General features: G+C 54.8%; 12 protein-coding genes and 1 pseudogene. 12 read left to right on the top strand and 1 reads right to left on the bottom strand.

Annotation, left to right across the window (positions count from 1 at the left end):
* Positions 1 to 156: 156 nt before the first annotated feature.
* From DXB58_RS24615 to DXB58_RS24585, 7 genes and pseudogenes are all read left to right on the top strand, one after another.
* The gene (locus DXB58_RS24615; protein WP_122138569.1) at positions 157 to 498 is read left to right on the top strand and encodes a helix-turn-helix domain-containing protein; all 342 of its coding nucleotides are present in this window, start codon (positions 157 to 159) and stop codon (positions 496 to 498) included.
* On the top strand, positions 495 to 824 hold the full coding sequence (locus tag DXB58_RS24610) for a helix-turn-helix domain-containing protein (protein WP_122138568.1): 330 nt from the start codon (positions 495 to 497) through the stop codon (positions 822 to 824). The genes DXB58_RS24615 and DXB58_RS24610 overlap by 4 nt, the downstream gene beginning before the upstream one ends.
* A 124-nt stretch (positions 825 to 948) precedes the next feature.
* Positions 949 to 2,445 (top strand): DUF3945 domain-containing protein, encoded by a 1,497-nt coding sequence (locus DXB58_RS24605; RefSeq protein ID WP_122138567.1) that lies wholly within the window; start codon positions 949 to 951, stop codon positions 2,443 to 2,445.
* Between the two features lie 2 nt (positions 2,446 to 2,447).
* Entirely contained in the window at positions 2,448 to 2,654 is a 207-nt protein-coding gene (locus tag DXB58_RS24600; protein ID WP_122138566.1) for a hypothetical protein, read from the top strand.
* Between the two features lie 54 nt (positions 2,655 to 2,708).
* Positions 2,709 to 4,802 (top strand): type IA DNA topoisomerase, encoded by a 2,094-nt coding sequence (locus tag DXB58_RS24595; protein WP_122138565.1) that lies wholly within the window; start codon positions 2,709 to 2,711, stop codon positions 4,800 to 4,802.
* Between the two features lie 157 nt (positions 4,803 to 4,959).
* Complete coding sequence (locus tag DXB58_RS24590; protein WP_119965391.1) at positions 4,960 to 5,400, top strand: DUF1896 domain-containing protein; 441 nt, start codon at positions 4,960 to 4,962, stop codon at positions 5,398 to 5,400.
* Positions 5,390 to 10,871 (top strand): annotated as a pseudogene (locus tag DXB58_RS24585) (N-6 DNA methylase); the annotation flags it as partial. The gene DXB58_RS24590 and the pseudogene DXB58_RS24585, both read left to right, overlap by 11 nt.
* A gap of 205 nt (positions 10,872 to 11,076) precedes the next feature.
* On the opposite strand, the gene DXB58_RS24580 reads toward DXB58_RS24585, so the two are convergent.
* The gene (locus DXB58_RS24580) at positions 11,077 to 11,982 is read right to left on the bottom strand and encodes an AraC family transcriptional regulator (protein WP_122138563.1); all 906 of its coding nucleotides are present in this window, start codon (positions 11,980 to 11,982) and stop codon (positions 11,077 to 11,079) included.
* Between the two features lie 169 nt (positions 11,983 to 12,151).
* On the opposite strand from DXB58_RS24580, the gene DXB58_RS24575 reads away from it, so the two are divergent.
* From DXB58_RS24575 to DXB58_RS24555, 5 genes are all read left to right on the top strand, one after another.
* On the top strand, positions 12,152 to 13,213 hold the full coding sequence (locus DXB58_RS24575; protein WP_233527359.1) for an efflux RND transporter periplasmic adaptor subunit: 1,062 nt from the start codon (positions 12,152 to 12,154) through the stop codon (positions 13,211 to 13,213).
* Positions 13,213 to 16,359, top strand: a complete 3,147-nt coding sequence (locus DXB58_RS24570; protein WP_122138562.1) for an efflux RND transporter permease subunit — start codon at positions 13,213 to 13,215, stop codon at positions 16,357 to 16,359. Before DXB58_RS24575 ends, DXB58_RS24570 begins: the two co-directional genes overlap by 1 nt.
* A gap of 12 nt (positions 16,360 to 16,371) precedes the next feature.
* Positions 16,372 to 17,691 (top strand): TolC family protein, encoded by a 1,320-nt coding sequence (locus tag DXB58_RS24565; RefSeq protein WP_122138561.1) that lies wholly within the window; start codon positions 16,372 to 16,374, stop codon positions 17,689 to 17,691.
* A gap of 106 nt (positions 17,692 to 17,797) precedes the next feature.
* Entirely contained in the window at positions 17,798 to 20,113 is a 2,316-nt protein-coding gene (locus DXB58_RS24560; protein WP_122138560.1) for a hybrid sensor histidine kinase/response regulator, read from the top strand.
* Entirely contained in the window at positions 20,101 to 21,405 is a 1,305-nt protein-coding gene (locus DXB58_RS24555; protein WP_122138559.1) for a sigma-54 dependent transcriptional regulator, read from the top strand. Before DXB58_RS24560 ends, DXB58_RS24555 begins: the two co-directional genes overlap by 13 nt.
* The last annotated feature ends 108 nt before the right edge of the window (positions 21,406 to 21,513 follow it).

Below are 21,513 nucleotides of genomic sequence, written 5' to 3'. Positions count from 1 at the left end.
GCGAAAGTAGGAAGAAAACTACTTCGTTTTCCTCCTACTCGATTTGTCCCTATATGGATCATTTGGGGATAAAACATTCCCGTGTCGGTAACGACAATGGAAACCGTCTTGCCGCAAACCCGCATATTTGCCGCATAAGAATAAAATGTTGCAAATATGGAAATTATAACATTCGATCACAAGGTATATCAAGACCTGAACGACAAGATCGAGCGCATAGCCGATTACGTCTTCAGAAAAGAGACCAATCCCCGGCAGGAACCTGAAATCTGGCTGACAAGTGAAGAGTTGGCCGATTTGCTGAAAATCAGCACCCGCACACTCCAGCGGATGCGCAAGGAACACGTCATTCCCTTTACCATGTTGCGAAGCAAGTGCCTGTATCGGCTTTCCGATATAGAGGAATGTATAGCCAAACGTATCGTGCATTGCCATCCGAACACGCTGGAGGATTTCAGAAAGAACTATTATCTCACGCATAAACAATTCGGCCTATGATACTTGAAACCGATGTTTTCGAGATGTGGATGGAGAAGATTATGGAACGTTTCGACCGCCACGAACGGCTGCTCGCTTCACTTGCGGGCAAGGAGATAAAAGAGGTGAAATATCTGGATGGCGAGCGTCTGTTGGACAATCAGGACTTGTGCCAACTCCTGCAAGCGAGTAAACGCTCGCTGCAACGCTACCGCAGTTCGGGCGTGCTGCGCTACCAGATGCTCTGGCACAAAATCTATTACAAGGAATCGGACGTGCAGGAGTTTCTGAAATATCATTTCGACGAGTTCGCGGGCTGCCGCAAGGTCGAGAAAAGCAAGGAATGAACGCCAAATGCTGCCATCCCGACGCCACAAGCTGCCACGCGGTGCTAAAACGGATGCGGCGGCGAATCCTCTGCTTACATTCGCAGGGCATCGGCAAGATGCGATCATATAACAACAATAGATTATGGAACAGAAAAAGAAAGAACAAGACGTGCTGATCGTCAGAGACGAGAAGACGGGCGAGATCGGCGTGGTCGCGGGATTGAAACGCGACGGCTCGCCGAACCTGAAAGCCGCCAAAGCGGAGAATACGCAGGATTTCCTGCGTTTCGACCGTCATGGCGATGTGCTGGACAACTTCTTCGCCAATTTCTACCGCCAATGCAAGGAGCCGAAACGCTTCGGCTTCTACCGTGTCGCGGCAGAGGGTGCGGACAAGGTCGTGGAGGTATTGAAAGAGTTGCTGAAGAACCCGAAAAAGAACGAGGAGCTGCTCGCCCCGCACAAGGTCGATACGACCAAGTACGAGCAGGCCGCCGCGCAGCAGCAGACGCAGGAGGGCGAGACGCAAGCAGCCCCCACCGAGCAGGCGGAGGAAACACCGCAGCAGGCCGAACAGTCGTCCGCCGGGGAGCGACAGGGCAACGACGGGGGCTACAAGCCCATCGACGACAGCCGCCTCGACCGTGAGGCGGTCGCCGAACGCTGGGGCATCGACCTCGCGGCGTTGGAGCAGTCGGGCGATCTGGAGCGTATGCGTCATTACGGCAAGTCGCAGCTTGTCGAGTGCAACCCCGATTTCGGCGGCATCCGTGTGCCGATGCAGGCGCGGTTGTCGCTGCGTGAGAATCCCGACGGCACGGTGTCGATTGTCCCGCACCCGATTCGCCGCGAGCCGAACCTCGACGAATACCTGAACGTGAAGTTCACGCCGGAGGATCAGGAAAACCTGAAAAAGACGGGCAACCTCGGACGTGTCGCCGAGGTCGTCGATCCGGCTACGGGCGAACTTATCCCCTCCTTTATCAGCATCGACCGCCTGACCAACGAGACGGTGGCCGTTCCCGTCTCGGCGATTCGTATCCCCGAAGAAGTCAAGGGAGTGACACTCGATCCGGAGCAAAAGGCCGCCCTTTCGCGCGGCGAGGGCGTCTATGTAGAGGGCATGACGGCCAAGAGCGGCAAGAAGTTCAACGCCACGCTCCAAATCAACGCCGACAAACGGGGGCTGGACTTTCATTTCGGCGGCCAGAAGAAAGCCCAGCGGCAGGAGCAGACGCAGACGGCTGACGGAACGCCGAAAGAACGCCGCCTGCGCATCGGCAAAACCCTACTCGGCGCGGAGGTCAAGCCGGAGTACAAGGCGGGCTGGGAGCAGAACAAATGGGTATATATCGAGGGCATGACCGACAAGAAAGGCCAAAAGTTCAACGCTTATGTACGCCCGAACCACGAAAAGGTCAAGTACGACTTCAGCCGCAAGCGGCCGGAGCAGTCGCAGATCTACGAGGTCAAGCCCGATGCCGCCTCCCGCACGCAGGTCGCCGTCAATTCCGAGGGCAAGACAGACGAGGCGACCAAGCACATCGGCGAACCGCTGCAACGGGGGCAGACCGCCCCGGCCAACGAAGAGCAGCAGCGCAGGCAGCAGAACGCGAACAAACCCCGAATGAGGATGTAGCTATGGCGGCCTTTATCATCCTCCTACTCTTCTGCCTTGTATCCGTCGCGGGCGGTTACACCCTGCGGCGTGTCGATTGGCAGGCCATAGAGCGGGACAACGAACGCTACTACACCTCCGACGGGTATCACGTCTATTACGACCGTAAAATCCTGCGCCGCTTGCGAGACAAGGAACAAGAGGCGAAGGAGACGAACGACGAGAATTAAAAACGGGGTTCTTAACCCCGACCACTAAATCCACATTAAATAAATCAATTCAGAATGAAAACAATTATTGCAGAAAAACCGAGCGTGGCGCATGAAATCGCCCGCATCGTGAAAGCGACGAAAAAAGAGAACGGCTATTACACGGGAAACGGCTATAACGTAACGTGGGCGTTCGGGCATCTGGTGCAGCCCGCCCTGCCGGACGGCTACGGCATCAAGGGGTTCCATCGCGACAACCTGCCGATCATCCCTCCCGTCTTCCAGCTCGTGCCGCGTCAGGTCAAGACCGACAAAGGCTATAAGCCGGACAGCAACGTCGCGGCGCAAATCAAGCTGATCGGCAGTCTGTTCCGCAAGAGCGAGCGTATCATCGTGGCGACGGATGCCGGACGCGAGGGAGAGCTGATCTTCCGCTATCTGTACGAATACATCGGCTGTGCCACACCGTTCGACCGCCTCTGGATCAGCTCGCTCACGGACAAGGCCATCCGCGAGGGGCTGGAGCGCCTCGAAAGCGGCAACAAGTACGACAACCTCTACTATGCCGCCAAAGCCCGCAGCGAGGCCGACTGGCTGGTGGGCATCAACGCCACGCAAGCCATCACGCTGGCCGCAGGACGCGGCACGTATTCGCTGGGGCGCGTGCAGACGCCCGCGCTGGCGATGGTGTGCAGCCGCTTCTGGGAGAACAAGCGTTTCACGCCGGAGGATGTCTTTCAGGCGCACTTCTCCACGCCGGGTAGCGAAGCCGATACGGTCGTGAAGTTGTCCTCCGTCGAGAAATGGAAGGAGAAAGCCGCCGCCACCGCCGCCTATCAGTCGCTCAAAGAGCAGGGCGCGGCCACCGTTACCAAAGTCGAACGCAAGGAGACCGTGCAGGAAACGCCCCTGCTGTACGACCTGACGACGCTCCAGAAAGAGGCGAATACCAAACACGGCTTTTCGGCGGACAAGACGCTCTCCATCGCCCAGAAACTCTACGAGGCGAAACTCGTCACCTATCCCCGCACGGGCAGCCGCTATATCCCCGAAGACGTGTTCACGGAAATCCCCTCGCTGCTGCTGACGCTGAAAAACAATCCCACATGGGGCCGCCGCCTTGCGCTGCTGGGCGATGCTCCGACACGCCGCAGCGTGGACGACGGCAAAGTAACCGACCACCATGCCCTGCTGCCGACGGGGGTAAAGCCGAAGATACTCTCTGCCGATGAGCAGACCGTCTATGATATGATCGTCGGGCGTATGCTGGAGGCTTTCGCGGAGCGGTGCATCAAGGATGTAACTACCGTAACGGCGGAGTGCGGAGGCGTGGCGTACACTGCCAAAGGCACGATTGTCCGTCAGGCCGGGTGGCGTGCCGTGTACGGCGAGGAGACGGAGGACACCCTGCTGCCCGAATGGACGGAGGGCACGACGCTGGCCGTCGCAGGCTGCTCGATGACCGAGGCCAAGACGAAGCCCAAACCGCTGCATACGGAAGCCTCGCTGCTCGCGGCAATGGAGACCGCAGGCAAGGAGGTCGAGGACGAGGAGGTGCGGCAGTCGCTCAAAGAGTGCGGCATCGGCACTCCGGCCACTCGTGCTGCCATCATCGAAACTCTCTTTTCACGGGAATACATCGTGCGGCACAAGAAATCGCTCGTACCGACGGAAAAGGGGCTGGCACTCTATTCGGTCGTCAAGCAGATGCGCATCGCCAACGTCGAGATGACGGGGGCATGGGAGGCAGCACTCGCCAAGATCGAACGGGGCGAGCTGCGTGCCGAGACGTTCCGCAAGGAGATCGAGGAGTACACCGCCGAGATTGTCTCCGAACTGCTGACCTGCGACAAGCTCTTCACGAGTGCCGCTTCGGGGTGCATATGCCCCAAGTGCAAGACGGGACGTATGCAGTTCTTCGGAAAGGTCGTGCGCTGCGACAATGCCGCGTGCGGGCTTCCGATATTCCGTGTGAAAGCGGGAAAGACGCTTTCCGACGCGGACATTACGGAACTGCTGACCAACGGGCGCACCTCGCCGATCAAGGGTTTCAACAGCAAACGGGGCAAACCGTTCTCGGCTGTTGTCGCTTTCGACGGGGATTTCAACACTGTCTTCGAGTTCCCTGAAACGAAAAACGGCGGCAAAGACGCAAAGAGAGAGAAATAATGCCTATATTCGCCACTGAATACACGGAAATAGATTGTCTTCCCGGATTTACCGTCGATACCGATTTATTCTCTGTGGATTTAGTGGTGGCACTCGACGGGGACGTTGAGTGCCTTTTTTATCCATCCGTTTTACAATCCACTAAATCCATAGAATTATGAATCAGAAAGAAAAGCCTACGGAGTTGTCCTACTACGGGCTTTACCTGTTATCCCACCTCAAGGAGAACCACCCCGACAAGGCGCACGACGCGGCCTTTATCGAAAGCCGCTCCGACCATGCCGCCGACGTGTACGAACAAGCCCGCCTCGAAGGGTATCTGCCCGAAGGTGCGCACGAGCTGGCGATGGCCGCGCTGCTGGAGGGGCTGCGCTTCTCCAAGTACGACACCATCATCGAGGTGCTCTGGAACGAGTGCTCGGACGAGGTGGCGCAGAGCGACGCCCCGTCCGTCGCGTTGAGATTGCAGCCCTCGCTGGAGGGCATATTCTCCCAATACCCGCTCTCGGACGATTTCGCCTACTCGCCCGAATACGAGCAGCTCTATACGGAGCTTACGGGAGCCATCCTAATCTTGCTGGAAGAGGATGGCATTTAACCGTAAGACCAAGCTGCGGGACAACATCGAGGCGATACGCACGGCGTTCGAGTTAGGCAAGGCAGGGCGGGCGGCCACTCCCGAAGAGCGGGAGCGGCTTGCCCGCTATTGCGGTTTCGGAGGGTTGAAATGTATTCTCAACCCGGCCTCCGACCTGACCGATGCCGTGCAGTGGGCGAAATCCGACCTCGACCTGTTCCCGATGACAGCGGAGCTGCATCGGCTGATTCGCGAGAACAGCGCAAGCGAGAACGAATACAAGCGTTATATCGACAGCCTGAAAAGCTCCGTGCTGACGGCGTTCTACACCCCGTCGGCGGTAACGGAGGCTCTGGCCGACGTACTGCACGACTATAATGTGCGCCCGCTGCGGATGCTCGAACCCTCCGCAGGACACGGGGCGTTCCTCGAAGCCTTTGCCCGCAAGGACACCCGTGCGGACGTGATGGCCTTTGAGAAAGACCTCCTGACGGGTAGGATTCTCGCCTGCCTGCACCCCGACAAGAAAGTGCGTGTGGAGGGTTTCGAGCGTATCGAGAAGCCCTTTAACAACTATTTCGACGTGGCGGCCTCCAACATCCCGTTCGGGGATGTAGCGGTCTTCGATCCGGCGTTCTCCGCAAGCGAGGCATTCGGGCGTCGGACGGCGACCAAAGCCATCCACAACTACTTTTTCCTCAAAGGGCTGGATGCCGTGCGGGACGGCGGTATCGTGGCGTTCATCACCTCGCAGGGCGTGCTGAACTCTCCCCAGAACGAAGCCTCCCGTGTCGAGATGCTCAAACAAGCGGATGTGGTCTCCGTTGTCCGCCTGCCGAACAACCTCTTTGCCGACAACGCCGGAACGGAGGTCGGCAGCGACCTTGTCATCCTGCAAAAGAACGTCCGAAAAGAGATGCTGACCGAGGACGACAAGTCGCTGTGCCGGGTGCATTTCGACAGTCGCGGTTTCAACACCAACGAATATCTGCACCGCCATCCCGAACGGATCATCCATACGAAAGCGGTGCTGGATACCGATCCCTACGGCAAGCCCGCAATGGTCTATCGGCACGAGGGCGGCGCGGAAGGCATCGCAGCGGATCTGCGGCGTATGCTCTCGGAGGATTTCTACAAGCACCTCGACATAGACCGCTACATGGATGTCGCGGGGACGCTCGAAGGTGTCCGCCAGCGGAGAGAGCAGCAAGAGGTGGGTGCGACGCCTGAACCCGTCTTGCAGGAAGAGCCGACAAGGACGGAACAGACGGAGGCCGTCGGGCAACAGACCTTGTGGGGACAAGAGGCCATAGCGGAGGATACGGTACGGCCTGCGCAAACAGATAAGGCGACTACTGCACCCCCGAAAGAGGAGAAACCCGAAATAGAGCCTCCGGTAATGAGCCTTTACGATCTGTTCGGCTTCACGGAAGAGGAGCGGCGCGTCGCCCAGACGGGCGGCAAGCCCCGGCGCAGGAGCAACCGTCCCAAGCTGGCGCAGCCCCGTCAGCCGTCGCTGTTCGACACGCCGATGCAAGCGGCGACGACAGCCACCCGGACGGAGCAGGCGGCGCATACCTCCGGCGCATCCGACACCCTCTATCCCGTTGAAAACGGAGTGACGGAGGAGATGAACCGTCGTATCGGCGAGGTCGAGCGGCAGATGCGTGAGGAGGAGGCGAAGCTCTCGGCGGAAGAGCGGCAGCGCAAGCACGAGGAGGAGATGAAGCCCCGGCCTTTCGAGGGATTGTTGGAGCCGCACCACCGCGAGGGGGCGTTCGTCAAGGTGAACACCGAAGGGACACGCTATCAAGTCGGCTACCTGAAAGACGTTACCCGCTACGGGGCGACGTTCCACCCGCTCGATTTGGACAAGGCGCAGCGCGAGAAGATAGCGGCCTATGTTCCCGTGCGCGACGCTTACGAGCGGCTCTATGCCTACGAAGCCGAATATCACGACGAGGGCGACGCCATGCGTAAAGACCTCAATACCCGTTACGATGCGTTCGTCGCGCGTTACGGCAATCTGAACGCCAAAGCGAACGTCAAGCTCCTTATGATGGACGCATCGGGGCGCGACATCCTCGCCCTCGAACGGGCGGAGAACGGGCAGTTCGTCAAGGCCGACATCTTCGACCATCCCGTTGCTTTTTCATTGAATCAGGTTACGCACGTCGATACGCCGGAAGAGGCGCTCGCAGCCTCGCTCAACCGCTACGGAGGTGTGAATCTCGATTATATGGAATCTTTGTCGGACAACAGCCGCGAGGAGCTGATCGACGAACTGAAAGGGCGCATCTTTTACAATCCGCTTGCCGGAAGTTATGAGATCAAAGACCGCTTCATCGCGGGTAACGTCGTCGATAAGGCGGAGCGCATCGAGGCATGGATGGCCGGAAACCCGCACGGCGAGCGCGAGAAGGAAGCTCTTGCAGCCTTGCAGGAGGCCACGCCGCGACCGATTACGTTCGACGAGTTGGACTTCAACCTCGGCGAGCGGTGGATACCGACGGGAATCTATGCGGCCTACGCCTCCTACCTGTTCGATACCGATGTGCGCATCGGCTTCTCGGAAACGATGGACGAGTATTCGGTCAAGTGCAGCGAGAGGAACGCCAAAATCTCCGACCAATACTGCGTCAAGGGTTACTACCGCACCTACGACGGTGTCGCACTGCTGAAGCACGCCCTTGTGAACACCGTGCCCGACATGACCAAGAGCGTGGGCAAGGACGAGCACGGCAACGACATCAAGGTGCGCGACAGCGAGGGCATACAGCTCGCCAACGCCAAGATCGACGAAATCCGAAACGGGTTTTCCGAATGGCTCGCGGAGCAGTCGCCGGAGTTCCAGAAGAGGCTGACGGATATGTATAACCGCAAGTTCAACTGTTTCGTGCGACCGCAATACGACGGCAGCCACCAGATGTTCCCCGACCTCGACCTGAAAGCCCTCGAACGGCGTTTCGGTATCAAGGATGTGTATCAGAGCCAGAAGGATTGCATCTGGATGCTCAAACAGAACGGCGGCGGTATCTGCGACCATGAGGTCGGCACGGGCAAGACGCTGATCATGTGCGTGGCGGCACACGAGATGAAGCGGCTGGGGCTGGCGCACAAACCGATGATTATCGGGCTGAAAGCCAACGTCGCGGAGATCGCCGAGTGCTATCGCACGGCCTATCCCAACGCGAAGATACTCTATGCCTCGGAAAAGGACTTTACGCCCGCCAACCGCGTGCGGTTCTTCAACAACATCAAGAACAACGACTACGACTGCGTGATCATGTCGCACGACCAGTTCGGCAAGATACCGCAGTCGCCCGAATTGCAGCAGCGCATCCTGCAAGCGGAGCTGGACACGGTGGAGGAGAATCTCGAAGTGCTGCGCAGTCAGGGCAAGGATATTTCCAGAGCGATGCTGCGGGGATTGGAGAAGCGGAAAATAAACCTCTCGGTCAAGCTGGAGACCATCGCGCACGCCATCAAGTCGCGCACGGACGACGTGGTGGACTTCAAGCAGATGGGCATCGACCACATCTTCGTGGACGAGAGCCACCAATTCAAAAACTTGATGTTCAACACGCGCCACGACCGTGTGGCGGGGCTGGGCAATCAGGACGGCAGCCAGAAGGCGCTCAATATGCTTTATGCCATCCGCACCGTTCAAGAGCGGACGGGAAAGGATTTGGGTGCGACATTCCTCTCCGGCACGACGATCTCAAACTCGCTCACGGAGCTGTACCTGCTGTTCAAATACCTGCGGCCGCAGGAGTTGGAGCGCCAGAACATCAACTCGTTCGACGCATGGGCGGCCATCTTCGCCAAGAAAAGCGTGGACTTCGAGTTTTCGGTGACGAACAACATCGTGCAGAAAGAGCGCTTCCGTTACTTTATCAAAGTGCCGGAGCTGGCGGCGTTCTACTCCGAGATTACCGACTACCGCACGGCGGAGGATGTGGGTGTGGATCGTCCCGACAAGAACGAGGTGCTGCACAACATACCGCCTACGCCGCAGCAGGAGGAGTTCATCGGGAAGTTGATGGAGTTCGCCAAGTCGGGCGACGCCACACTACTCGGCAGGGAAAAACTATCGGAAACCGAGGAAAAAGCGAAAATGCTTATCGCAACGGACTATGCCCGCAAGATGGCGCTCGATATGCGTCTGATCGATTCTGCCTTGTACGAAGACCACCCGGACAACAAGGCGAGCCGTTGTGCGAAAATGATTGCGGAGTATTACCACAAATACGACGCGCAGAAAGGAACGCAGTTCGTTTTCTCGGACTTAGGGACATTCCAGCCGGGGCAGTGGAACGTGTACAGCGAGATCAAACGCAAGCTCGTGGAGGATTACGGCATCCCCTCCTCGGAGATACGCTTCATTCAGGAGTGCAAGAACGAAAAGGCACGTAAGGGCGTTATCGACGCGATGAATGAGGGAAAGGTGCGGGTGATCTTCGGTTCGACCTCCATGCTCGGAACGGGCGTAAACGCGCAGAAACGGGCGGTGGCAGTACATCATCTCGATACGCCGTGGCGACCGTCCGACCTCGCGCAGCGTGATGGGCGTGCCGTGCGCAAAGGCAACGAGATAGCCAAGATGTTCGCGGGAGACAAGGTGGACGTGATTATCTATGCGGTGGAGAAGTCGCTCGACAGCTACAAGTTCAACCTGCTGCACTGCAAGCAGACCTTTATCAGTCAGCTTAAAAGCGGCGCGATGGGTGCGCGAACCATCGACGAGGGGGCGATGGACGAGAAATCGGGCATGAATTTCTCGGAGTACATGGCTATTCTTTCAGGGAACACGGATTTGCTCGACAAAGCCCGTTTAGAGAAAAAGGTCGCGGCATTGGAGAGCGAGCGCAAGACGTTCCACAAGGCCAAGAGTACCTCCTTGTGGAAATTGGAGGAGTACACCAAGACACTCGCTTTCAACAATGACTGCATCGCCAAGATGTCCGCCGATTTCGAGACGTTCCTCGCACGGGTACAGACCGACAAGGAGGGTAACAAACTCAATGCCGTGCGGCTCGACGGGCTGGAGGCTACCGATCACAAGAGCGTCGGGACACGCTTGCAGGAGATAGCCAAGAACGCCGCGACGGGCGGCGAGTATGTGCGTATCGGCGAGTTGTACGGTTTCCCGGTGCTCGTGAAAACCGAACCGCTGTTGAAAGACGGCAAGGAGAGCAAGCTAAACCGTTTCTTCGTGGAGGGAGCCTTCAAGTACACCTACAACAACGGGCAGGTGGCGATGGCCGACACCAAAGCGGCCTCGATGAACTTTCTGAACGCGCTGGAGCGCATACCCAAGCTCGTGGAGCAATACAAGGCGCAGAACGTAACCTACGAGCGGGATATTCCGATTTTGCAGGAAACGGTCGGCGGAGTATGGAAAAAAGAGGATGAACTGAAAGCGTTGAAAGCGGACGTCGCGGCGTTGGAGAGAAAGATACAACTTACACTCGCTCCGCCTAAACCCGAAGACGGGCAGGAACAGACCGACGGCGTGCAGCAGGAGAATGGAAAATGCGAACAACCGTCGCAAACAGTCAAACCTGACACGAGCGGCGATTTTATCCGCGATCATGTGCTTGTCGTGAGGCCGGAAATGTCGGATGCACAACGGCAATCAGGTAAGAACATGAAATTGTAACACACAAACAGCCGCTTTACAAGCGGCTGTTTTATTTACGCCTTTTGATATTCAGAAGGTGAACAGCCGACTTTGTCCTTGAAATACTTTCCGAAGAAAGACTGATTGGCGAAGTTCAGCATATCGGCCACCTGCTGTATGGTATATTTGCGGCTTTTGAGTAGTGCTTTCGCTTCGAGAATAACGAAATCGATAATCCAATCGCTCGCAAAACGGCCGCTTACCTTATGAATGACTTGCGATAGATATTTTGGGGTAACACACAATGTTTCCGCGTAATAGGAAATACTGCGCTCTTTGGTGTAGCTTTTCTGCACTTCATGGATAAATTGCGTGTAAAGTTCTTGTTGCCGACTGGCATTCTCTTTCGGTTTCTTATCGTCGGGAGCGGATGTGAGCAGGTATTTATAAGCATTGTAGGTAAGCACCTGCGTATATCCCAATAACGCCCCCTTGCGAAACGGATTGTCCGTTTCCTCGATTTTCGCTTTCATCAAACGGTAGATCGCGATCGACTCTTCCATCGCTTTGTCCGTCAAATGACAAAGAGGTGAAGCGTACAGCCTTCGTTGCAAAGACATGGTCGCTTCGATTTGCAGAGCGGTCTGAAAGTAGTCGGACGCGAAGGCGATCACGGCAATTCGGGTATCATCGTCCATACCCCGACATTCCCCGATTGCTCCTTCCGAAACGACCAGAAGATCGTTTGCCTGAATTTCAAAATCCTGCAAATTGATTTGAAACCGCATCCGACCTGTCAGACAAAAAATCGCAATAGTAAAGGATAATTTAACCGGATGGTTTGCGAACTCCCAATCCGTATTCACCTGCTTCGAACTTTCATCGAAATTATCAATCAAAACGAATGTTTTATCCAAATCGACTGCCGTATTCTCTGCGGACAATCGAATCAAATCAAAATCCCAATAAGCCTGTTTCATATCTTTATATTTAACCTTTCGAGGAGCAAAATTAGTATTTTAGTTGATATTATTTCTATTTGTTGTCCATTAGACCAAATTGATGCTCCATTAGGGGATACGAAGTATCGGATAAATCAGGAACTTTGCAGTGAAATAAAGAACAATCACTAAAAAATAAATCGGAACAATGAAAAGATTGATTACAATGGCTATCACCGTCGGAACGCTCTGCGCCTGCGGCGGAACATCGCACGAAAATTCCGGGATACGGAGCGTTGTGCTGACCGAACCCGTGTTGTTGGAATCCACCCATGTCATAAACCGTTCAGGCGTCGTCCGCGAGGCGCATACGATCAGCCTTGGATTCAAGACGGCCGGACAAATCGAGTGCATCCATGTGCAAGAGGGCGACTATGTTCGTAGAGGACAACTGCTCGCCGAGCTGGATGCCGCCGACTATCGGTTAAGTGTCGAGGCATTGCAGATTCAGTATGACCAACTCGAAGACGAGGTGGCACGCACGAAACAGCTTTTCGAACAGAAGAGCGTATCGGCCAACGATTACGAAAAGGTCGTTGCCGGATTAAAACAGTTGGGCGTGCAGTTGCAGGTGAACAAGAACAAACTCGATTACACGAAACTCTACGCTCCAACAGACGGATACGTGCAGAACGTAAATTTCTCTCCGGCAGAGATGGTCGATGCGGGAACAGCTCTCTTTACGCTGTTGGATGTATCGCACATGGAGGTCGTAGCAGATATTCCGGTCGGCGAGTACGGACAGCGCGACCGCTTTGCCCGTTTTTATTGTAAAGTGGCGGGCATTGAAGAGGAATTGCCGATGAAACTGTCGAGCATCACGCCCAAAGCCGATGGCAATCAGCTCTACCAGTTGCGCCTGATCTTTACGGAGCAACCCGATAAGCGACTGACGGCGGGCATGAATGCCGAAATCGGGATCGTTGTTGCAGATACGGCCTCCGCGCACAGGGTTGCCGTACCGTTGTGCGCCGTTTTTCAAGATAATGACGAAAACAAACCGTGCGTATGGGTATTCAAGCAGGATTCCACCGTATCCAAGCAGCCTGTCGTGCTGAATGGGACAGATGCCGAAGGCCGTGCCGTCGTCGTCGAAGGATTGACGGGCAAGGAACATATCGTCCGAGCCGGAGTGAATGTGCTCCGGGAGGGAGAGCATGTATGTGTTGTGAAAAAAACGAGTGAAACCAACATAGGAGGATTATTGTAATGAAGATGACTGAATTTTTCATGCGGCGGCCATTGCTTTTTTGGTCGCTTATGGCGGCAATACTGATTGCAGGCGTGTTGGCATTCGTGCAGATGCCCAAACTGGAAGACCCTGCCGTATCTACCAAACAAGCGATGGTTGTGGTTCCGTGGCCGGGAGCCAGTGCACACGAGATGGAACTGAAAGTCGCACAACTGATGGAGGATGAATTGAGGGCCTTACCCAATGTAAAAAAAGTAAAGACCGAATGTCAGAATGGTTCTGCCATGTTTACCATCGAGTTTCAGACGACCGTGCTGGAAAAGGAGTTGGAGCAGCATTTCGACTTGCTGCGCCGTAAAGTGAACGATGCTGCTTCGCGTCTTCCGCAAGGGTGTTACACTCCGGTTGTGGTGGATGATATGATGGATGTATATGGTATTTTCTATGCACTGACAGCCGACGGATACGACTATCCCGAAATGTACCGATACGCCAAATACCTCCGCCGCGAGCTGCTCGACGTGAAAGGTGTCAAGCGTATCAACATCATAGGCAACCGCAACGAGGTAATCAACATCATCCTTTCCAAAGAGCAGATTACCCGTAACGGAATCGTTCCCACGCAAATCATGTCCGCATTGCAGGCGGCCGGAAAAACGGTTGATGCGGGAAAATACCGCAGCGACGACGAGCAGATTGCACTCTACGTCGATTCAGCAGTCGAAAACGAGGAGGATATTCGCAATTTGCTGATCCGAACGCTGGACGGAAAACGCATCCGTCTCGGTGATATTGCCCGTGTGCAACGCACCTTTGCCGAACCGCAACGGAACGGATTTTTTGTGAACGGAAAGTCGGCGCTGGCCATCTGTATTGCGATGGAAAAGTCGGCCATCGTTCCCGATGTGGGTAAAGCCGTCGATGCCCGGCTGTCCGAGGCGATGAAGCACGTTCCTGCAGGATTCGAGACCGAGAAAATCTTTTTTCAACCCGACAAGGTGGACGAAGCCATCTCCTCCTTTATGTGGAATCTCGTCGAATCGGTGGCCATCGTTATTTTGGTGTTGATATTCACGATGGGATGGCGCAGCGGAGTGATTATTGGGTTTGGGCTGGTGCTGACGGTCGCCGTGTCGTTTCCGATCCTGCTTGTCTGCGGCACGACGCTGCAACGTATTTCGCTCGGTGCGTTCATCGTGGCGATGGGTATGCTGGTGGATAATGCCGTCGTGATTATGGACGGCATCTTGATCGATAAAAAAAGGGGGTTGGGGCCGAAAACCTATCTCTACCGCATCGGACGCAATACGGCCATGCCGCTGTTGGGCGCGACCGTGATCGCTGCTTCGACCTTCCTCTGCGTTTACCTTTCGCCCGATACGGCCGGAGAATATGCAAGAGACCTATTTTTAGTCTTGTGCGTCAGCCTGCTGGCAAGTTGGATATTGGCTTTGGTACAGGTTCCAGTCTGCGCTAAATCATGGCTGCCGAAGCGGGAGAAATCGACCGGAAGCGATTCCGAAGCGGTCATGAACTCGCCCGTACACCGTTTCATTCGCCGAGCCATCGGTTTTTTGGTCGGTTATAAAAAGACGACTATCGTCGTAGCGTTCAGTCTGCTGGCTCTCTGCCTTGTCGGAATGACACGTGTCAAGAATCTCTTTTTCCCCGATTTCGACTACAAACAGTTCGTCGTCGAGTGTTTCTTTCCTGCGGCCACCGATGCCGATGTCGTGCGTAACCGATTGCTGGAGATGAGCGACCGCCTTTCGGACAATCCCGCCATCGAACGAGTTGCGATCAGTCAAGGCAGTGCTCCGGCGCACTACTGTCTGGTACGTCCGATGACTTCGGGCGGCGATTGCTACGGCGAGTTGATCGTGGACTGCAAGGATTACAATACCGTGCTGGAACAGATTCCGACCATCCGGCAACAACTGCGTGAGGAATTTCCGGAAACCTCTGTCCGTATCCGCAAATACAACTTCTCTATTTCGACTTCGCACACCGTCGAAGTGGAGTTCGCTGGCCCCGATCCGGCTGTGCTGCGCGATTTGAGCACCCAAGCCGAAGCCGTCATGCGACGCTCGCCTTACGTGGATGCCTATTCGGTACAAAACAATTGGAAGCCGAAAGGCAAAGCGCTCGTGGCGAAATACATGCAGGAAGATGCCCTTCGTTCGGGGATTGAGCGCGGAGACGTAGCGGGTGCGCTGTTGGCCGCCACGAACGGAATGACGGTCGGTACGCTGAACGATCAGGAACGCATGGTCATGCTGAATCTGCAAGTCCGCAATGACGACGGCAGCCGTATCCGAAACCTCGAAGAGATTCCCGTCTGGAGCATGATGAATGTGCATCTGTCGAACGAAGAGCTGCAAGGAGCGCTTGCCGGAGGCAAGGCGATGAGCGAATTGCAAGATAAGGTATTCCGTGCCATGCCGCTCGGCAACGTCGTCGATAGCCTGCGGCTCGATTGGGACGAAGACCTCGTACTACGCCTGAACGGACGGCGTGTGATCGAAGCGGAGTGCGATCCGAATCCCGACCGCGACGATGCCACACCCGCCAAAGTCGTCGCTTCCATTCAAGATGAAATCGAAGCCATTCCGCTACCTGACGGCTATACGATGCGCTGGGTTGGCGAAGGCGAAGTACAAGGGGAAGCCATCGGCAACCTGATGAAATTCGTACCGATTACCATTTTCCTGATTCTTGCCATTTTGTTGTTCCTATTCAACAGTTGGCGTAAAGTCATTCTGATTCTGCTTTGTTTCCCGTTCGTGTTCTGCGGCATCACCCCTTCGTTGCTGCTGAGCGGTCAGCCGATGACTTTTATGGCCATCATCGGAATGTTGGGATTGATCGGTATGATGGTTAAGAATGCCATCGTGCTTGTGGATGAAATCAACCGCCTTCAAACCGAAGAGAAAGCGGCTCCCTACACGGCGATCGTCGAGGCTACCGTATCGCGTGTGCGCCCCGTTCTGATGGCTTCGCTGACCACCATAGTCGGCATGATTCCGCTCGTCGGCGATCCGATGTACAGCTCGATGGCCATTACGATCATGGGCGGGCTTACGGTCGGTACGATTATCACGCTCGTCCTGCTGCCGCTGTTCTATGCCGCAATGTTCCGTATTCATAAACCTGCTAACATATAAAACGATAATCATATGAACAAGAAAAATATAATTATTTCATGTTGTGCCGCCCTATGCTCCTTTTCCGGTGTTTCGGCACAACAAACACTTCGGATTTCGCAGGCAGAGTGCCGCGAAATGGCATTGGCGCATAGCGAAGAACTGCAAAAGTCGGATAATGCGCTCCGGCAGGCGGAACTCGACCGGAAAATAGCGCAAACGGCTTTTCTCCCGAAGATCGAAGGCTCGGCGATGGGTGCTTACGCACTTCCCGATATGGACATGATGGGGATGGAGCTGCGTATGCGCGGTACGTATATAGCCGGGGTCAGTCTGACGCAACCTATCTACACGGGAGGTAAAATCTCGACCGGGCATAGGTTGGCCCGTATCGGTGAAGAGGCCGCTGCCGAGCAGCTTCGTATGACACGCATGGACGTGCTTGTCGAGGCCGACAATGCTTATTGGACTTATATTGCCGTCGGACGCAAAGCACGTATGTTGGGAAGCTATCATGCGCAGATGGATACGCTCTACCGCCAAACGGAAACTGCACTCGCGGCAGGGCTGGCGACCGAAAACGAGTTGCTGCGTATCGAAGCCAAACGCAGCGACATCCGCTATCAATTGCAAAAGGTACGAAACGGAGCCGACCTGTGCCGCATGTCGCTCTGTCGGATCGTTGGCGCCGATTTCGATACGGCGATAGAGGCTACCGATACGGCTTTCGTCGTTTCGCAGCCAGACCGACTTTCGGCGGAAACGGCAGCCCGTCCCGAACTGCACTTGCTTGAAAAGCAGGTCGCAGCCGGGAAAGAGCAAATCCGCATGGCACGTGCCGATATGCTGCCCACCGTCGGGCTGTCGGTCGGCTACTCCTACTACGGCAACATCAAGCTCAATGGTATGACCGATGTCGGCGGCGGTACGATGAAGCCTTATTCGCAGGAATTTCGGGATGGAATGGGATTAGCTATGCTGGCCGTGAAAATTCCGATTTTCCATTGGGGCGAAAACCGCAAAAAGGTACGCAAAGCACGATACGAACTGCGCAATGCGGAACTCGACCTGCAAAAAAACACCCGTCTGCTTAATATCGAGGTACAGCAGGCGATCCGTAATCTACAAGACGGTTACGAACTGATCCATACGGCAGAGAAAGGGTTGCGGCAGGCGGATGAAAACCTGCGTGTGATGCGCAACCGTTATGCGGCGTCGATGGCTCCGCTGACCGATCTCTTGGACGCCCAGTCGCAGTGGCAGCAGGCCGAAAGCAATCTGATCGAAGCACAAACCCAATATAAAATCTATGAAACGGAATATCTGCGGGCGACGGGAGCATTGAATTTTTGATTATTATCTTGCCTTAAAGGAAGATTATATTAGCAATTTTATTTAGCAAATCTGTAATGTGCGTTCGACTGAAACATAGTAAAAGATTTAGCATAAAAAAGTTAAGATGAAATTATCACTTCAACACCGAATACTTATAGGGTACATCATATTGATAGCAGTCATCGGCAGTATGGCTGCTATCATGTTCTATGAACGAAACCGAGTACAAAATATCGAATCGGAAATAACCGAAATCCGGGAGGCCAACCGTACCATAAACGCTGCCCATCGGCATATTACCGTCCTTGCCACGTTGGGAGAATCCGCGATAACATGGGATGAAGAGGATTATCAAAAGTATCAGGTACGGCGGTTGCGAATAGACAGCCTCTTGCAGATTTTGCTGCGGGATTATGAAGAGTTCGTCCCGACCAGACAAATAGACACGCTCCGTCTTCTGCTGGCCAATAAGGAAAAGCACCTGCATCAAGCCATGCAGGTGTTTCAACAGCACGACAGCCTCTTGTCGGAACACCTGCCCGTCCTTGCCCGACAAACAAGAAGTTTCCGCGCCGTAACCCGAAAAAAGAGAGGCCTTGCCGGACTTTTCGGAGGCAAGGAGACCGTACAGATTCCGACCACTCCAAACACGCTTCACTCCCTGAACGAGCAGTTGATTTCGATGGAGGAGGCACGGCAACAGGCAATCGACGCTTATACGGACAGCCTGCGTGTTCAAAACCGGGAGTTGAACCGCAAGCTGTATGTGTTGATTCAAGACATGGACGAGCAAACGCAAGCCACATTTCAAGGCAAGGAGTTGTATCTCCAACAATCCTATGACCGTTCGACCATGATTATAACCGGGCTGATCGTAAGTGCTATCATTCTTCTGGTCGTGTCGTATTGGATTATCCAACGGGATATTCGGGAGAAAGCGCGAACCAAACGGGAATTGGAGGAACTGATCGAGAAGTTACGCCAGAGCGTGAAAAAGAACAAGGAGCTGCTCACGGCTCGCCGCCAAACCATGCAGACCATCATCCATGAATTGCGTTCTCCTCTGTCCGCCATCAGCGGCAATACGGAGTTGATTATCGCCGATACCGACGAGGCGGAACGCACCCGACATATTCAAGTCGTCCGGCAGTCCGTCCGTCGTATGGCCATCATGCTCGCCGACCTGCTGAATTTCTTTCGGCTGGATAACGGTAAGGAGCAGGTATGCCCCAAGCCGTTCCAATTACAATGTATCGCCAACGCGCTGAAACACGAGTTCACGCCGAGGACGGAGAAGAAACACCTTGCCTTTCACATCGAGGCTTGCGAAACCGATGTAGTGGTCGGCGACAAGAACATGATCCTCCGAATCGGGAGCAATCTGCTGTCCAATGCCGTGAAATTTACGGATAAGGGTTCTGTTTCATTGAAAACGAGTTACTCGGACGGAGTATTCACACTCGAAGTTACGGACACGGGGTTCGGAATTGCCGAGGCACAACAGAAAAAGATTTTCCATCCTTTTGAACGCCTGACCAATGCCGCCACACAAGACGGCTTCGGGCTTGGGTTGCCTATCGTGTGCGACCTCGCAAAGTTGATGGGCGGTAAAGTTTCGCTGGAGAGCGTGGTAGGCATCGGCAGTCATTTCACGGTACGCATACCGCTCAAAAAGGCGGAGGATGAATTTGCCGGGGAAACGCCTGCATCTCCAATATCCCGATACCTGCGCAATGCCTCCGTGCTGGTATTGGACAACGATGCGGTACAATGCACGATGACACGGGATATGTTGGCCCGATACGAAATCGGGTGCGACACCTGCCGCAATGTGGGCGAGTTGCTGAACATGATGCGGGAGAGGAATTACGACCTGTTGATTACGGATTTGAAGATGCCGGATATGAACGGCTACGAGGTGTTGGAACTGTTGCGCTCGTCTGAAATCGGCAACTCACGGAGTATTCCGATTGTCGTGGCAACGGCATTGGACAGCAGTTCGGAAGAGGAGTTGCTCGCCAACGGATTTAGCGGCTGCCTGTTCAAACCGTTCTCCGCAACGGAGCTGTTGGAGGCGGTCTCCCGTTGCATTGAGAATGGAGAGCAAAAGCGAGAAATCACGCTGTCGCCGCTGCTCGCTTATGGGAATAACGAGGAGATCTTGGAGCGGTTGATAACCGAGACCGAGAAAGAGATGGCGGAATTACGTGAAGCCCACGAGAAAAGAGAGATGGTCGAATTGGATAACTTGCTCCACCACCTGCGCAGTTCGTGGATGCTGATCAATGCCGACGAGCCTTTGCGGGAGCTGTACGAGTTGATACATCGGCCGCAATACGACGATGCCTTGTTGAATGGAAAGGTGCAGGCCGTGTTGAATAACGGGGAGCGGATCATCCGTCTGGCACGAGAAACAAAGGAGGGATTATGGGCAGAGTGATTATCATCGACGACAATGTGGTCTATTGCGACCATGTGGGCAATCTTCTGGCAAAAGAGGGAATTGAAACGGAGAGGATATACAGTCTGTCGGCTGCCAAGAAAGCCGTCTTGTCCGTTTCGGATGACGATATAATTCTTTCCGATTTGCGCTTTCCCGACGGGAACGGCATAGACCTTTTGAAATATATGCGTGAAAACGGTCGGCGTAACCCGTTCTTTATTATGACCGACTACGACGAAGTTCCGACTGCCGTCCGTTCCATGAAATCGGGGGCGGACGACTATATCAGCAAACGGACATTGGAAGAGGAGCTGCTGCCCACCATCCGCAGTTTGCTGAAACGAAATAGCCGCAGCCTTGTGAAACGGGAGCATATACTCGACCGCGAGAGCGAGGCGTTTCAGGCAATCGACCACCGCATCCGGCTGGTCGCTCCGACCAATATCAGCGTCCTTATATTGGGAGAGAACGGTACGGGCAAGGAACATATCGCAGCAAAAATACACCGCCGGAGCGACCGGGCGGATAAACCGTTCGTCGCCGTCGATTGCGGTCTGTTATCCTCGTCGCTGGCCTCCTCCATCCTTTTCGGGCATGAAAAAGGGGCGTTCACGGGTGCTACCGACAACAAGGCGGGTTATTTCGGAGAGGCCGACGGCGGTACGCTGTTTCTCGACGAGATAGGCAATCTGCCGATGGAAGTGCAACAGATGTTTCTCCGTGCCATACAAAGCAAGACCTATCGCTCTGTCGGAGGAAATCGGGACAAGGCGTCCGATGTGCGTATCATCGCCGCCACCAACGAAGATTTGAATAAGGCGGTCGAGGAAAGAAGGTTTCGCCGAGACCTCTACTATCGGATTCGGGAGTTCGTCGTCGAACTCCCGCCGCTTCGGAAATGCCGGGAAGACATCCTGCCGTTGGCGGAGTTCTTCATCGGCGAGATGAACGCGGAGCTGAAGAAGTCCGTATCGGGGTTCGATGCGGAGGCAAAGAAACTGTTAGCCCTTTATCATTGGCCGGGCAATGTCCGAGAGCTACGGCAGGTCGTACAGACCGCCGTACTAATGACCGGAGAGGGATTGATTCTGTCCGATGCATTGGGGCTCGATGCAACGGAGGCGGAAAGCGGAGTTTCGGACTTCGCGCTGATCGATGAGACGATGCAGAAAGACCGTATCATAAAGGCGTTAAAACAGACGGACGGGAACAAACGGCAGGCGGCCAAGCTGCTCGGCATAAGCCCGCCGACGCTGTATAAGAAGATGGAACAATATAACATACAGTAGAAAAGAGATGAAACATGAAAGATATTCCGTAGAAAAAGAATATATTTGCAATACGATTGCGGAAGTGGCCTATCCACTTTTGCATGACATTTGAGAAAAAGCGGACAG

The organism is Bacteroides sp. OM05-10AA (assembly GCF_003439055.1).
In the GTDB taxonomy this organism is placed as follows: Bacteria; Bacteroidota; Bacteroidia; order Bacteroidales; family Bacteroidaceae; genus Bacteroides; species Bacteroides intestinigallinarum.
This window is presented reverse-complemented; position numbering and strand designations above follow the sequence as displayed.

Bases quoted from the DNA above. Each gene is read 5' to 3' on its own strand.
- DXB58_RS24615 (WP_122138569.1), top strand. From the start codon at position 157: ATGGAAATTATAACATTCGATCACAAGGTATATCAAGACCTGAACGAC.
- DXB58_RS24610 (WP_122138568.1), top strand. From the start codon at position 495: ATGATACTTGAAACCGATGTTTTCGAGATGTGGATGGAGAAGATTATG.
- DXB58_RS24605 (WP_122138567.1), top strand. From the start codon at position 949: ATGGAACAGAAAAAGAAAGAACAAGACGTGCTGATCGTCAGAGACGAG.
- DXB58_RS24600 (WP_122138566.1), top strand. From the start codon at position 2,448: ATGGCGGCCTTTATCATCCTCCTACTCTTCTGCCTTGTATCCGTCGCG.
- DXB58_RS24595 (WP_122138565.1), top strand. From the start codon at position 2,709: ATGAAAACAATTATTGCAGAAAAACCGAGCGTGGCGCATGAAATCGCC.
- DXB58_RS24590 (WP_119965391.1), top strand. From the start codon at position 4,960: ATGAATCAGAAAGAAAAGCCTACGGAGTTGTCCTACTACGGGCTTTAC.
- DXB58_RS24580 (WP_122138563.1), bottom strand. From the start codon at position 11,982: ATGAAACAGGCTTATTGGGATTTTGATTTGATTCGATTGTCCGCAGAG.
- DXB58_RS24575 (WP_233527359.1), top strand. From the start codon at position 12,152: ATGAAAAGATTGATTACAATGGCTATCACCGTCGGAACGCTCTGCGCC.
- DXB58_RS24570 (WP_122138562.1), top strand. From the start codon at position 13,213: ATGAAGATGACTGAATTTTTCATGCGGCGGCCATTGCTTTTTTGGTCG.
- DXB58_RS24565 (WP_122138561.1), top strand. From the start codon at position 16,372: ATGAACAAGAAAAATATAATTATTTCATGTTGTGCCGCCCTATGCTCC.
- DXB58_RS24560 (WP_122138560.1), top strand. From the start codon at position 17,798: ATGAAATTATCACTTCAACACCGAATACTTATAGGGTACATCATATTG.
- DXB58_RS24555 (WP_122138559.1), top strand. From the start codon at position 20,101: ATGGGCAGAGTGATTATCATCGACGACAATGTGGTCTATTGCGACCAT.